The 13,368-nt window shown below is 60.1% G+C and carries 13 protein-coding genes; 9 read left to right on the forward strand and 4 right to left on the reverse strand.

Annotated features, from left to right (window positions below):
- Positions 1–28 precede the first annotated feature (28 nt).
- A complete protein-coding gene (locus ACQZ5F_RS07910) occupies positions 29–1,789 on the reverse strand; it encodes a peptidoglycan D,D-transpeptidase FtsI family protein (protein ID WP_225339980.1) in 1,761 nt (586 codons plus the stop codon).
- 242 nt (positions 1,790–2,031) lie between these two features.
- On the reverse strand, positions 2,032–2,652 hold the full coding sequence (locus tag ACQZ5F_RS07915) for an LOG family protein (protein ID WP_080842185.1): 621 nt from the start codon (positions 2,650–2,652) through the stop codon (positions 2,032–2,034).
- 156 nt (positions 2,653–2,808) lie between these two features.
- On the opposite strand from ACQZ5F_RS07915, the gene ACQZ5F_RS07920 reads away from it, so the two are divergent.
- The 6 genes from ACQZ5F_RS07920 (at position 2,809) to ACQZ5F_RS07945 (ending at position 10,577) form a co-directional block, all read left to right on the forward strand.
- Positions 2,809–4,842 (forward strand): LysM peptidoglycan-binding domain-containing protein, encoded by a 2,034-nt coding sequence (locus ACQZ5F_RS07920; protein WP_225339981.1) that lies wholly within the window; start codon positions 2,809–2,811, stop codon positions 4,840–4,842.
- A gap of 106 nt (positions 4,843–4,948) precedes the next feature.
- Positions 4,949–6,835 carry an ABCB family ABC transporter ATP-binding protein/permease gene (locus ACQZ5F_RS07925; RefSeq protein ID WP_046798783.1) on the forward strand — a complete coding sequence of 629 codons (1,887 nt, stop codon included), beginning with the start codon at positions 4,949–4,951 and terminating at the stop codon, positions 6,833–6,835.
- A gap of 128 nt (positions 6,836–6,963) precedes the next feature.
- On the forward strand, positions 6,964–7,698 hold the full coding sequence (locus tag ACQZ5F_RS07930; protein ID WP_080842677.1) for a phosphatidylserine decarboxylase: 735 nt from the start codon (positions 6,964–6,966) through the stop codon (positions 7,696–7,698).
- Between the two features lie 24 nt (positions 7,699–7,722).
- Positions 7,723–8,592, forward strand: coding sequence for a CDP-diacylglycerol--serine O-phosphatidyltransferase (gene pssA, locus ACQZ5F_RS07935; protein WP_137083930.1), 870 nt, complete (start codon positions 7,723–7,725; stop codon positions 8,590–8,592).
- 171 nt (positions 8,593–8,763) lie between these two features.
- Positions 8,764–8,895 carry a hypothetical protein gene (locus tag ACQZ5F_RS07940; RefSeq protein WP_263135246.1) on the forward strand — a complete coding sequence of 44 codons (132 nt, stop codon included), beginning with the start codon at positions 8,764–8,766 and terminating at the stop codon, positions 8,893–8,895.
- 389 nt (positions 8,896–9,284) lie between these two features.
- On the forward strand, positions 9,285–10,577 hold the full coding sequence (locus ACQZ5F_RS07945) for a GGDEF domain-containing response regulator (RefSeq protein WP_225339982.1): 1,293 nt from the start codon (positions 9,285–9,287) through the stop codon (positions 10,575–10,577).
- 221 nt (positions 10,578–10,798) lie between these two features.
- On the opposite strand, the gene ACQZ5F_RS07950 is transcribed toward ACQZ5F_RS07945, so the two are convergent.
- Positions 10,799–11,560 carry an SOS response-associated peptidase gene (locus ACQZ5F_RS07950; RefSeq protein WP_225339983.1) on the reverse strand — a complete coding sequence of 254 codons (762 nt, stop codon included), beginning with the start codon at positions 11,558–11,560 and terminating at the stop codon, positions 10,799–10,801.
- Between the two features lie 10 nt (positions 11,561–11,570).
- Positions 11,571–11,894 carry a YnfA family protein gene (locus tag ACQZ5F_RS07955; RefSeq protein WP_448730562.1) on the reverse strand — a complete coding sequence of 108 codons (324 nt, stop codon included), beginning with the start codon at positions 11,892–11,894 and terminating at the stop codon, positions 11,571–11,573.
- 142 nt (positions 11,895–12,036) lie between these two features.
- Between ACQZ5F_RS07955 and ACQZ5F_RS07960 the strand changes: the two genes are divergently transcribed.
- The 3 genes from ACQZ5F_RS07960 (at position 12,037) to ACQZ5F_RS07970 (ending at position 13,367) form a co-directional block, all read left to right on the forward strand.
- Positions 12,037–12,453, forward strand: coding sequence for an NUDIX hydrolase (locus ACQZ5F_RS07960; RefSeq protein ID WP_052820328.1), 417 nt, complete (start codon positions 12,037–12,039; stop codon positions 12,451–12,453).
- Between the two features lie 113 nt (positions 12,454–12,566).
- A complete protein-coding gene (locus ACQZ5F_RS07965) occupies positions 12,567–13,004 on the forward strand; it encodes a TIGR02301 family protein (RefSeq protein ID WP_225339984.1) in 438 nt (145 codons plus the stop codon).
- A gap of 105 nt (positions 13,005–13,109) precedes the next feature.
- Entirely contained in the window at positions 13,110–13,367 is a 258-nt protein-coding gene (locus tag ACQZ5F_RS07970) for a hypothetical protein (RefSeq protein ID WP_003496894.1), read from the forward strand.
- Position 13,368: the final 1 nt, after the last annotated feature.

A 13,368-nucleotide genomic window follows, 5' to 3' on the forward strand; every position in this document is an offset into this window, starting at 1 on the left:
TACTCATCACGGGAATGAGGAGAGGTGGTCAATAATCCACCAGCAATTGCGGGTTCGCATCATAACCGAAACGCGGCTTGACGCCGAGAAGGCCCGCCGTCTGGGCGATGATTTCGCGGGTCATGGGGGCTGCGGTGGAGGCCGCCGTGCGCCCGCCGTTCACGCCGGTCCTCGGAGCGTCGATCATCGTCAGCACGACATATTTCGGCCTATGCATGGGAAAACCGGCCACGAAGGCGTTGAAATTGATATCCTTGGCGTAACGGCCGTTGATCACCTTGTCGGCGGTTCCGGTCTTGCCGCCCACATGAAATCCTTCCACCTGCGCGCCGCGGCCGGAGCCCTTGATACCGTTCCAGTTGAACAGGTAACGCATATCGGCACTCGTCCTGTCGTTGATGACGGTGCGCGCGAGCGATGCGGCAGCTTCTTTCGAACGTGGCAGGAAGGTCGGCGAAATCAGGTTTCCGCCATTGATCAGCGCGGCGGCGGCCACCGCCGTCTGCAACGGCGTGGTGGCAACGCCATGGCCGAAAGAGATGGTGACGGAATTGATCTTCTTCCAGTTTTTCGGCTGGGTGGGTGTCGCCACACCCGGCATTTCCGTGTCCATTCTGGTAAGCAGCCCGAGTTTCGTCAGGAACTGCTGGTGGCCTTCCACGCCGACCTTGTCGGCCACCGCCGCCGTGCCGATATTCGATGAATATTGAAACACTTCCGGAATGGAGAGCGGCCGGTTCCGGCCCTTGAAATCCTTGATGGTGAAGCCGCCCATGCGGATCGGCCGCGACGCATCGACCACCGAATTCAGCGTTATCGCCCCCGCATCCAGCCCCATGGCCAGCGTGAAGCTCTTGAAGGTGGAGCCCATCTCGAAGGTGGCGTTGCTCATCCGGTTGAACCAGCCCTTCTCATACTCCTTGTCGATGCTGCCATCGGCAAGGGTGCGGGAAGGTTCGTTCGGATCGTAATCCGGCACGGAGGCCATGGCCAGCACCTCGCCCGTCTCCACATCGAGGATCACTGAGCCCGCCGCTTCGGCCTGATAGGCGCTTTTCGCCTTCACGACGACTTCACGGACGATGTTCTGCACCCTGAGATCGATGGAGAGCCGCACCGGCTCCAGTGGCGCGCCGCTGGCAAGACCCACGGCGCGCAGATCGGCAAGGCCCTGCTGGTCGAGGTAACGCTCCATGCCGGCAAGGCCCTGATTATCGACATTCACGTGGCCGATAATGTGCGAAGCGGTGGGGCCACCCGGATAAAAGCGCCGCTTTTCCGGCCGGAAGCCGATGCCCGGTATGCCGAGGTTGAGAATATCCGCCTGCTGCCGGGGCGTCAGCTGGCGTCGCAGCCACTGGAAGCCGGTATCCGAGCGCAATCTGCGGTGCGTGTCGCGCCAGTCGAGATTGGGGATGACGGTCGCCAGCTTCTCCACCACCTCATCCGGATCGACCACCCGGCGCGGATCGGCATAAAGCGACACCATGTTGAGATCGGTGGCCAGAAGCTTGCCGTTGCGGTCAACGATATCAGGCCGTGACGCAACGGCAGTGGCGCCGGTGTTGATCCAGGCGGTTGCGACGGGGTCCGCAAGCCCATATTGAACGAGGCGCGCAGCCACGACGGCATAGATGGCGATGAAGACGGCGATCAGAATACCCAGCCGCATTCGCGTATCCACCCGGCGGCGGGCACCGGCGCCAAGCACGCCTTCCCTGCCCCGCAGCGGGCTTCTCTGAATAATGAAATGCGCCCGGCTTTTAAGCCGCACCACAAAAGCAATCATTTCCTGATGCACCCAATCTCATGGCGGCGAAACGAGAGTCCGCGACAGCCAACGCCTTGGTGACGCTGGCACAGGATCAGTCGCGGGGCCATGAAAAGAGCGGGCGGAGCGATGCCGCTGTTAAATCTGTATTAATATACACTTAAAATTATAATGAACCGCGTGGCGGTTCATTAACGATTTTTCGGTGCGCAATGCATGCCGTTATCCCGAAACCGCTGAACGCTCTCGAACGACATGTGTCAGAGGCGGGAAATGACCGAAGGGTCGCCTTCCGGGTTCTGCTGGGCCAGCGCCCGGTCGATGATGGCGGGCACGATGTCCTTCACCTCGTCGACGACAAGCGGGTTCAACAGGTGGGCGCGGTGGATGAAACCCTGGTCGCGCATGTGCTGCACCAGTTCCAGCATCGGGTTCCAGAAGCCGTTGATATTGGCAAAGACCATCGGCTTGGCGTGACGGCCGAGCTGCGCCCAGGTCATGATCTCGACGATCTCCTCCAGCGTGCCGACACCACCCGGCAGGGTTACGAAGGCATCCGAGCGCTCGAACATCATATGTTTGCGCTCATGCATGTCCTTGGTAACGACAAGCTCGTTCAATTGTCCGAGAGAATGGCGCGTTGCCTCCATATCGACCAGAAATTCCGGTATGATGCCGGTTACTTCGCCGCCATTGGACAGAACGCCGCTGGCAACCGCGCCCATGATGCCCTTGGTGCCGCCGCCATAAACGAGGCGGATGCCGTTTTCGGCAATGGATTTCCCAAGCGCGCGGCCTGCTTCCATATGAGCTGGATCACGTCCGGGCTGGGAGCCGCAATAAACGCAGATGGATCGAATCGCTGTATTTTTGTCCGTCATGAGAGGAAGGAACTATGCGGGATGCTGCACGTCAAGAAAATTTGGGAAATCCCTTGTAAATATGGCCTTTTGGCCACACGCCGCTTGTCTGGCGCAAGGTAAGACGCTAGCAATCTCAACTCGTGTGAAAAGCTTGAAATACCCGGAGATTCCAGGATGAAAAACAATAAAGCCGGTTTGCTGGCGCTGATCGTGCTGGGCATCGCGTCCCTGCTCATGATCTTTTTCGTCCTGCCGAGGATTTCCAACGACGGCAAACCGATCGGTGACGCCATCAACGAGGCGGGCAACGCCGTGAAGAACAGCGTGGAAATGGGCGGCGACAAGGCGGGCGACATCCTGTCCGACGCCGCCGAGGAAACCGCCAATATCGCCGACAAGGTGGGACGTCTTGCGGCGTCTGCAACGCAATCGATCAAGGATCTGACAACGCTTTTCGCCGACAGCAAGGTTCCCTCCGACGCCGATTTCGCAGCGGCGCGCAAAAAGGTCGAAGCTTCGCTCAAAGAGCTGACCAATATCGAAATCCCTGAGTCTCTGGACGAAACGACGTCGCGGCTGATCACCACGGCGCGCACGGCGGCCGAACGCACCACGGCCTTCCTGCGCGGCCTGCCCGACAATGCGGCAGCGGCCGCAGCCCAGATCCGCCGCCTGGCAGGCGTTTTCGCCGGGACCGACGATGGCGCAGCGCAGCCGGCACAGCCCGCCGCCGCACCTGCCGTCCCAGCACCGGCCGGTGCTGCCCAGGCAACGCCCGGCGTACCGACCTTTGACGTGTTGCGCGTCGAGCCGGATGGTTCGGCTGTGGTCGCCGGCAAGGCGCAGCCGGGTGCCAAGCTCGAAATTCTCAGCAATGGCAAGGTGATCGCCCAGACCACCATCGACGGCACCGGCGATTTCGCCGCGGTTTTCGACAATCCCCTGCCACCGGGTGACCATGAGCTGGTGCTGCGCTCCACCGACACCAGCGGCAAGGCAACACAATCCGAAGAAGTGGCAACCGTTTCGGTGCCCAACGGCAAGGCCGGCGAACTTCTGGCGATGGTTTCCAGGCCCGGTGAAGCAAGCCGCGTGCTGGCGATGCCGGAGGCCGCACCTCCGGCACTGCAGACCGAACAATCGGGACAGCCCGCAGCGGCATCCACCGAAACCGGCAATGCCGCCACCACGCCTGCAGCCGTTGCCGGAGTGACGGCTCCCCCTGCTGCCGGTTCCGTTCCGGCTCAGGCAGCTGCCTCGACCGTTCAGGTCACAGCCGTGGAATTTGAAGGATCGAAGATTTTCGTTGCGGGTTCCGCGCCCGCCGGTTCGACCGTGCGCGCATTGGTCGATGACCGGGAGATCGGCAAGAGCGTTACGGAAGCCTCCGGGCATTTCGTCGTCGAGGGTGATGTCGATCTTGCCGTTGGCAGCCATATCGTCACCGTCGAGGAACTGAATGCCGACGGCACGGTGAAGCTGCGCGTGCGTGTTCCCTTCGAGCGGCCGCAGACCGATCAGGCAACCGTTGCCATGCAGGCGCCCACCGCTTCGCCCGCCGCCACCGCAGTCGCGCCGGCTGAAAACCAGAGCACGGCAAGCGACCGCGCCACATTTGAAAAGCTGCGTGACGACGTTTCCAAGGCTTTCGGCATTCTTTCCACTCTCTACAAGGATCAGGCGACGCCGGCGCTCGATCAGGCAATTGCCGGCCGCTCCGCGGTGGTGATTGGCCTGAAATCGCTCTCCGAGTTCCGCACCGCCGCGGCAACGGAGCCGGCCTTCACCGCCTTTGCAGGTGGCATCACCGCCAAGGCGCGTGATCTGCTGGCATCGGTCGAGGCATGGCCGAATGATGTGGCGGCCATCGGCAAGGGCATCGCATCGCTTGCCAGCCGGTTGACCGAACTCCATATTACCGCGCCAGCCGCGCCCGCGCCGCAAGCGCCCGCCGGTCCGCAGACCTTCGAGCAGGCCCCGCTTGCCGAAAGCCAGAACAGCGTCATCATCCGCCGCGGCGATACGCTGTGGCAGATTTCCCGGCGCGTTTATGGACAGGGCGTGCGTTACACGACGATCTACCTCGCCAATGAGGACCAGATCAAAAACCCTGATCTCATCGAGCCCGGTCAGATTTTCGGTGTACCGGAAAAGGCCCTGCCGAATGCGGAGGAACTTCACCGCAAACGGCTGAAGGGCGGCTCTTAAGGCGCTGAAGAGGTTGCGGTGAACCCGCGACAATCCCACCTGTGACAAGCACGGCGGCGAAAGCCGCCGTCCTGCTGTCGGCTTCCGGCAGTGACCGGAGAGAATGATGGCCACGAAGAAAAAAACCATTTCGGCGGATTCCAGCAATCCCACCCAGACCCTGATCAATCTCTGGCCCTATATGTGGCCTGAAGGACGTCTGGACCTGAAGATGCGCGTGGTCTGGGCCACCGTGTTCCTAGTTGTCGCCAAACTGGTGTTGATCCTCGTCCCCTATTTTTTCAAATGGGCGACGGATGCGCTGAACGGCAGACTGGACATGGCAGGGCTGGTTCCGGCCTTCCTGCTCGGCGCGGTCGCTCTGGTCATCGCCTATAATCTGACGCGGCTGATACAGGTCGGGCTCAACCAGCTGCGCGATTCGCTGTTTGCCAGCGTCGGCCAGCATGCCGTGCGCCAGCTCGCTTACAGAACCTTCGTGCACATGCACCGGCTTTCCCTGCGCTTCCATCTGGAACGCAAGACCGGCGGGCTTTCGCGGGTTATCGAGCGTGGCACCAAGGGCATCGAAACCATTGTCCGTTTCACCATTCTCAACACCGCGCCGACCTTCATCGAATTCCTGCTGACGGCTGTTATTTTCTGGGCGTCATATGGTTTTTCCTATGTGCTGGTCACCGTCATCACCGTCTGGGCCTATATCTGGTTCACCGTGCGAGCCAGCAACTGGCGCATCTCCATTCGCCGCGCCATGAATGACAGCGACACCGACGCCAATACCAAGGCAATCGACTCGCTTCTGAACTTCGAGACCGTCAAATATTTCGGTAACGAGGAGATGGAGGCGAAGCGCTTCGACGTTGCGATGGAGCGTTACGAAAAATCGGCGATCTCGATCTGGACATCGCTCGGCTGGCTGAACTTCGGCCAGGGTGTGATCTTCGGCATCGGTTCCACCGTCATGATGGTGATGTCGGCGCTGGCCGTGCAGCGCGGCGAACAGACCATCGGCGATTTCGTCTTCGTCAATGCGCTGCTGCTGCAGCTTTCCGTGCCGCTGAACTTCATCGGTTTCGTTTACCGCGAAATCCGCCAGGGTCTGACCGACATAGAGCAGATGTTCGACCTTCTCGAGGTCGAGGCCGAGGTTACCGACAAGGCGGATGCGAAACCGCTTGGCGCCGGCCCCGGCGCCATCTCGTTCCGCGACGTGCATTTTGCCTATGATCCGGAAAGGCCGATTTTGAAGGGCGTTTCCTTCGATGTCCCCGCCGGCAAGACGGTGGCGATCGTCGGGCCCTCGGGGGCAGGAAAATCGACGATCTCGCGGCTGCTTTATCGTTTCTACGATATTCAGGAAGGCGCCGTCACAATCGACGGGCAGGATATTCGCGACGTGACGCAAAAGAGCCTGCGTTCGGTGATCGGCATGGTACCGCAGGATACCGTACTGTTCAACGACACGCTCGCTTACAACATCCGCTACGGCCGCCCCTCGGCAACGCAGGAGGATGTCATGGCCGCAGCGGATGCGGCGCAGATCAGCGCCTTCATCGGCAAGCTTCCGGAGGGTTACGCCACCATGGTCGGTGAACGGGGCCTGAAACTGTCGGGTGGTGAAAAGCAGCGCGTGGCGATTGCCCGGACCATCCTCAAGGCCCCGCCGATCCTCATTCTCGATGAGGCGACTTCAGCGCTCGATACGCATACCGAGCAGGAAATCCAGAGCGCGCTCGACATCGTCTCGAAAAACCGCACCACACTGGTCATCGCCCATCGTCTTTCCACGGTCATCCACGCGGACGAAATCATCGTGCTGAAGGAAGGCCAGATCGCCGAGCGTGGAACACATGCTTCGCTGATGGCGCAGAACGGCCTCTACGCCTCGATGTGGAGCCGCCAGCGCGAAGCCATCCGGGCGGAAGAGATGCTGCGCCATGTTCGCGAAACCGACGATCTCGGCGTTGTGGACCGCGGCGAACCGGCGCATTGACGGGCATAAACCCCGGGGAACCGGGATCGCAGATCCGCCGGGCCATTGCCGGGCGGGTCGTTTGGCTGTAACCAGCTAGGCAAAATTTGTCGCATTGCCGTGTGGATCGTGTCGTATCACGACCACATATAGACGCGACAACGGAAACCGGAGCAAGGAATCTCATGAGTCTGTTCGACACCATTCGCAACACCATCGTACCGATCCACAAGGAAGGTTACGTCTTTGTCGCCGCCTTCTTCGTCGCGTCGCTGGTGCTCGGCTGGATTTCCGAACCGCTATTCTGGGTCGGTCTCGTGCTGACGGCCTGGTGCGCCTATTTCTTTCGCGACCCCGAGCGCGTTACACCACAGGATGACGACCTGATCATCAGCCCCGCCGACGGCAAGGTTTCCGCCGTGCAGACCGTCGTTCCGCCGCTGGAGCTGGAACTCGGCAAGGAGCCGATGGTGCGCATCTCGGTGTTCATGAACGTGTTCAACTGCCATGTGAACCGCGCCCCGGTACGCGGCCGCATCGTCAATGTCGCCTATCGCCCCGGCCTCTTCCTCAATGCGGAAGTGGACAAGGCTTCCGAAGACAATGAGCGCAACGGTCTCGTCATCGAGACGGCGCATGGCAAGGTCGGCGTGGTGCAGATCGCCGGCATGGTTGCCCGCCGTATCGTCTGCTGGGTCAAGCCGAATGAACCTGTTGATGCCGGTGAGCGTTTCGGCCTTATCCGTTTCGGTTCGCGTCTCGACATCTTCCTGCCGGAAGGTTTCCAGCCACGCGTTTCCGTCGGCCAGACGGCGATTGCCGGTGAAACCGTACTTGCCGAATTCGGCTCCGCCAAGGGCCCGGTCATCAGCCGCCGCGGCTGATGACAATCAGGAAGGGCATACGCCATGGAAACGCCGATCGTCGAGCCGCAACAGAACGGAAAACAGGAGAGCCGCAAGGATAGCGGCCGGGGACCACGCCTGCGGGAAATTCCCTTCCGCCTCGTGATACCCAATCTCATCACCGTTCTGGCCATCTGTGCGGGCCTGAGCGGCGTGCGTCTCGCCATCGAAGGCCGCTTTGAGCTGGCCGTCGGCATGGTGCTGCTCGCCGCCTTCCTCGACGGCATCGACGGGCGCATCGCCCGCATGATGAAGGCGACATCCAAATTCGGCGAACAGATGGATAGTCTGGCGGACATCGTCAATTTCGGTGTCGCCCCTGCCCTGGTGGTCTATGCCTATCTGCTCGATCAGGCACGCTCCATCGGCTGGATCGCCGCGCTTATCTATGTCATTGCCGCCGGCCTGCGCCTGGCACGCTTCAACGTGATGATCGAACGACCGGTGAAAGCGCCCTGGCAGAACGAATTCTTCGTGGGTGTTCCGGCTCCCATGGGCGCCATGCTGGTGCTTCTGCCGGTCTATCTCGGCTTCCTCGGCGTGGAGCCGGACAAGCCCTTCGCCTACGTCGCCGCCGCCTATACCGTACTGATCGGTTACCTCCTCATCAGCCGTTTGCCGGTCTGGTCGGGAAAATCAGGCACCAGCCGCATTCGCCGCGATCTGGTGCTACCGATGATCCTCGTCGTCGTGCTTTATGTGGCGATGTTGATGAGCTTCACCTGGGAAGTGCTGGTTCTGACGGTTGCCGCCTACCTCGTCTTCATTCCCATCAGCGCCCGCCTGTGGCACCGCCGCTACGGCACGCTGACCATCGAAGAAGACGCGCATGATGATGCGAATGGCGGAAACGGCCTCGATCGCGGTATTTGAAACCATAGGTTTATTTTTCCCGCAGGACCTTGCCGGCGGATGTGGCGCAAAATGTCGCATCCCCAAAAGCCGGCTTCGTTTTTATTCGCCTCGAATCCGTCAAGATTACCCCCGAAAAAGGGGCTTCACACGCTTCGCACAGGCGAAAGGCGTGAATTATGGAGAAGAGAAATGACGAACGAGACGAAGGCACAGCCGCAGGCGAAGCCGGACCTCAAAAGCCACTACCGCCCGCTCGGACTGAAGGCCGTGGCGGCCGCAGCCCTGATGTTGAAGCGCAAGCCAGTCGTCAAACCCGCCTGAAAACATTCAGTTTTTTGGCCAGCGGTTTTCGGATCATCTGGTGGATCGGGTCTAGAATCAACATTCCCCGGCACAATTTCAGCAATCGCGCGGCGCCTTTAACGGCGCCGTTTTTTTATCCGGTATGCAGCATGAACGGCCGGTATTCATAAATTCAGGAACTTTTTGTAACGAAGCAGCAACGAAAGTGAAGTAAAAAGCGCGGCCTCTACGAAACGTCTGTACGAGCGCAAACGTATAGACTAGTGAATAACAAAGAATTTTCTATTTTTCGCAGTTTTTTCCAAAACAATGCATAAGCCGACTTCCCAATCCGCAGACATGCGGATGACGAATATCCGGTGTTCGGGAAAGCGTGCGAAGACAGGCCAGGGGGGCTTGGGACGGCCATGCAGGATAAAATCCTTCTGATTGAAGATTCCGTTGCTCTTTCCATGCTGCTGAAGTCGCGGCTCTCGGAAGAGACCGAAGCTGAGGTCATTCATTGTGACAGCATGGCCGCCGCCGATACGCTGTTGCGCGCCCATGATTTCACGCTGGCGCTGACGGGGCTCAACCTGCCTGACGCACCAAAGGGCGAGATTTTAGCTCTTCTTTCCGAGCACAAGGTGCCGGCGATCGTCTTCACCGCAACGGTGGATGAAGAGGCACGCAAACGTTACGCCGAAAAGAAGATCATCGATTATATCGTCAAGGACGGGCACCGCACCGTCGATGCGGTGGTCAAGACCGTTGACCGGATTTTGACCAACCGGCGCTTTTCCGTTCTGGTGGTCGATGACGCGCGCACGGCGCGTTCCGGCCTGGTGGAAATATTGGAGCGGCAGAATTTCAAGGTCAGCGAGGCCCATTCGGGCAACCGGGCGCTGGAAATCCTGTCGCAGGACCCATCGATCCAGCTCGTCATCACCGATTACCATATGCCTGACATGGACGGTTATGAGCTGACGCGCCGTATCTGCGACAGTCGTTCCTCGGAAGATCTCAGGGTGATCGGCATCTCGTCCTCCACCGACCGGCTGCTTTCGGCAAGCTTCCTGAAGGCAGGCGCATCCGATTTCGTCTATCGCCCCTTCGTGCCGGAAGAATTGCAGTGCCGTATCGACAATAATATCGAAACGCTGAAGCAGCTGAAGCGCCTGCGTGAACTGGCTGAACGCGACCATCTGACCGGCTTGCCGAACCGCCGCTCCTTCTTCGAGCGTACCCGGGCCTTGATGGATATCATCAACGACAACGACGAAAACGGCGCGGTCGCCATTCTCGACATCGACCATTTCAAGAAGATCAACGACACACTCGGGCACGATGCCGGCGACCGGGCGCTGAAAAAGCTTGCCGAACTGCTGCACGACATGTGCCATGAGAAGCGCCATATTCCCGCCCGCCTCGGCGGCGAGGAGTTCGCCGTGTTCCTGCGCGGGCTTGATGCCCGTGCCGCCTATCAGTTCTGCGAGGAGCTGCGCGGCGCTGTTGAAAGCAATGGCCGCCAGCTCAGCGGCAGCAGCCTGGCGCTGACGATTTCGCTCGGCGTGGTGGAAATCGAAAAGGGCGAACCTTTCGACAACCAGCTGAATGCCGCCGATCAGCTGCTCTATCTCGCCAAGGCGAATGGCCGCAACCGGGTGTATTCCGACGTGATGATCCAGGAAGGCTTAAAGAAGATGGGGCAGAACAGCTGAGATTTTCCCGTAGATAGGGTCATGGGCCGAGCGGGTGCCGCTTGTTTCTTCTCCCCGCCGGGGAGAAGTCCGCGGCAGCGGGATGAGGGGGCAAGCCCTCCGAATTTCGGCAACGTCGCCCCCTCATCTGACCCTTCGGGCCACCTTCTCCCCGGCGGGGAGAAGAAATGTGCGGCAACGTCCAGCCGTAAATAACTAGCCTCGCGCGCCACGCAAAGACGTTAAAACAGCGACATCTGCCCTTCATCCTTCGGCGGTTTGATCTTTGCCAGCGGCGCGGTTTCCGGCACCGGCTCGATGAGGTCAGCGCCGACATTGGCGACCTTGTTGACCTTGTCCGACACCGGGATCATCTCGAAGAAATCGTCCTGCGCCGGGCGCATCAGATCGGCCACCTCGCGCGATTCCTGCGTCTTGCAGTCCAGCCAGCGGCTGAAATCCTCGGGCGCGATGACAACAGGCATGCGGTCGTGAATACGCCCGATCGCGGCATTGGCAGCGGTGGTGAGAATTGCACCGGTATCGACTTCCGAGCCATCGGCTGAGGACCATGTTTCCATAAGGCCGGCAAAGGCGACGATGCCGCCGTTTTTCGGGCGGATGAAATAGGGCTGCGGCTTGCCGCCCTCCTCCTTCGGCGGTCGTCGCCACTCATAAAAGCCAGTGGCGGGAATGAGCACACGGCGATGGCGCATGGCGGCACGGAAGGATGCCTTGCCGATGGCGGTTTCCGAACGCGCGTTGATGAGCAAGGGAAAATCCTTGGGATCCTTCACCCAGCCCGGCAGAAAACCCCAGCGGACCAGCACGGCCCGGCGGTTGGGCAGGTTGCTGCCGCGCTCCTGCCGCTCGCCTTCCAGCACCACCAGAACCGGTTGCGTGGGCGCGATGTTGAAACGGGCGGGAAAATCCTCAAGCCCGATCAGGTCGAGATAATCGGCGATTTCTTCCGGCGTCGCCTTCAGGACAAAACGTCCACACATGATCTTCTCCTCAGGCGCGTGGGCCGAACAGAATGACGGCCGTGCCGGCAAGGCAGACGGCGCCGCCGGCGACATCCCATTTATCCGGCACCTGCCCTTCAACGCCCCAGAGCCAGAGAAGCGATGCGGCGATGTAAATCCCGCCATAGGCGGCATAGGCTCTGCCCGCCGTCTCGGTCGGCACCAGTGCCAGCAGCCAGGCAAATGCGGCAAGCGACAGCATGCCCGGCAATAATATCCAGACCGGCTTGCCGAGTTTCAGCCAGGCCCAGAAGGCGAAGCAACCGGCGATTTCCGCAAGTGCCGCCAATACATAGATAAGATAGACCTTCATTCCACCGTCTTCTGCGTGCACAATAGAGCGTGTTGTTCTCAACAGGTTAGAGCCTCCGCGCCTTATCCGAAAGGGCGCATTGGCGCTCTCGCACCACAATATGCAGACAGGCCGGAGACGGCCGAAACGAGTGAAACCCTTCATGACCCTTCGCATCAAGCCCCGCCCCGCCTCCTCCGCCATCGTCAGGAATGGCGACCGGCTGCTTCTCGTGCGCCGGGCCAATCCACCGTCAAAGGACATGTTCGCCTTTCCGGGCGGCCGTGGCGAAGAGGGAGAAACACCGGCCGAGACCGCACTTCGCGAACTTCACGAGGAAACCGGCATCGTGGCGCGCAAACCGCAACTCTTCGCGACCTATGACCTGCCGTCACGCAATGCAGACGGCGTGCTGACCAGCCATTATTTCCTGTCCGTCTTCACGGTGGAAACGGATGCCGATCCGGCCGTGACGGCGGCCGACGATGCGGCGGATGCGGGCTGGTACACATTGGCGGAAATCCGCCGGCTGCCGGCACCTGAAAGCGTCGTCGAATGCGCCGAGCGCCTGTTTGCATGATTGCCAGCCAGCCAGAATCGCGATTATTTAGGGCATGTCCGCTCGCCGGATGTTCACGAGCCAGTAGTTCACGAGCCAGTAGTTCACGAGTATGTGTGGGGCAGAATAGAATTTTGATACGATCAACCATTTTCCTGTCTCTTTTCCTGACCATGTTACCGGCCGGGCAAGAAGGCGTCGCTTATGCGCAGCCTTCAAAAGCGGCTTCCAAGGAAGTACGACCTGCGGAAGTAACGCCGCCCAAACCCGCACCTTATGACGACAAGCTGGCACGGCTTTCCGAAATACTGGGCGCGGTGCAATATTTAAGAACCCTGTGCCCTTCTTCCGGTCCGGAGGACTGGCGCAGATCGATGAGCGATCTTCTGGCTGCGGACACGGCCAACGAACCCGAAAGACGCCAGCGCATGACGGCTGCATTCAACCGTGGATACCGCTCCTTTGCGGCCATCCACACCAGTTGCACACGCGCCGCCGTCATGGCAGAAGAGAACTACCGTAACGAAGGGGCAACACTCGCTCAGGAAATCGCGTCGCGGTTCGGAAATTAGCGGATTGTTAACCTCTTTTCGCCGCAGGCCGTGCCGTTTTGATAAAAGACTGATAGTGTTGTTAACAGGGTGGTAAGGACTTGCCCGCCCTGTCGAGGATGAAAAATGCAGACGAGCCGTAACGAAATCGACGATATGATCGTGCATGAAAAGATGCAGGTCGCTCTGGAACACCAGAACGAGGCATGGGCCGACGGCATGGCCGACGGCATCGAGCCTGAGATCATCGCCGATGCCGCCATTGCTCTGGCCATGCGCGAAACCATTCGCATGCATGGCGAAGCCGGCGCTGAAGCAATGCTGGAATCGCTGCGCCAGCGCATGCTTGAAGGCGAATTTTCTCCGCAGCGGGTGATACAGTAAA

The sequence above is a fragment of the Agrobacterium sp. 22-210-1 genome, from assembly GCF_053522525.1.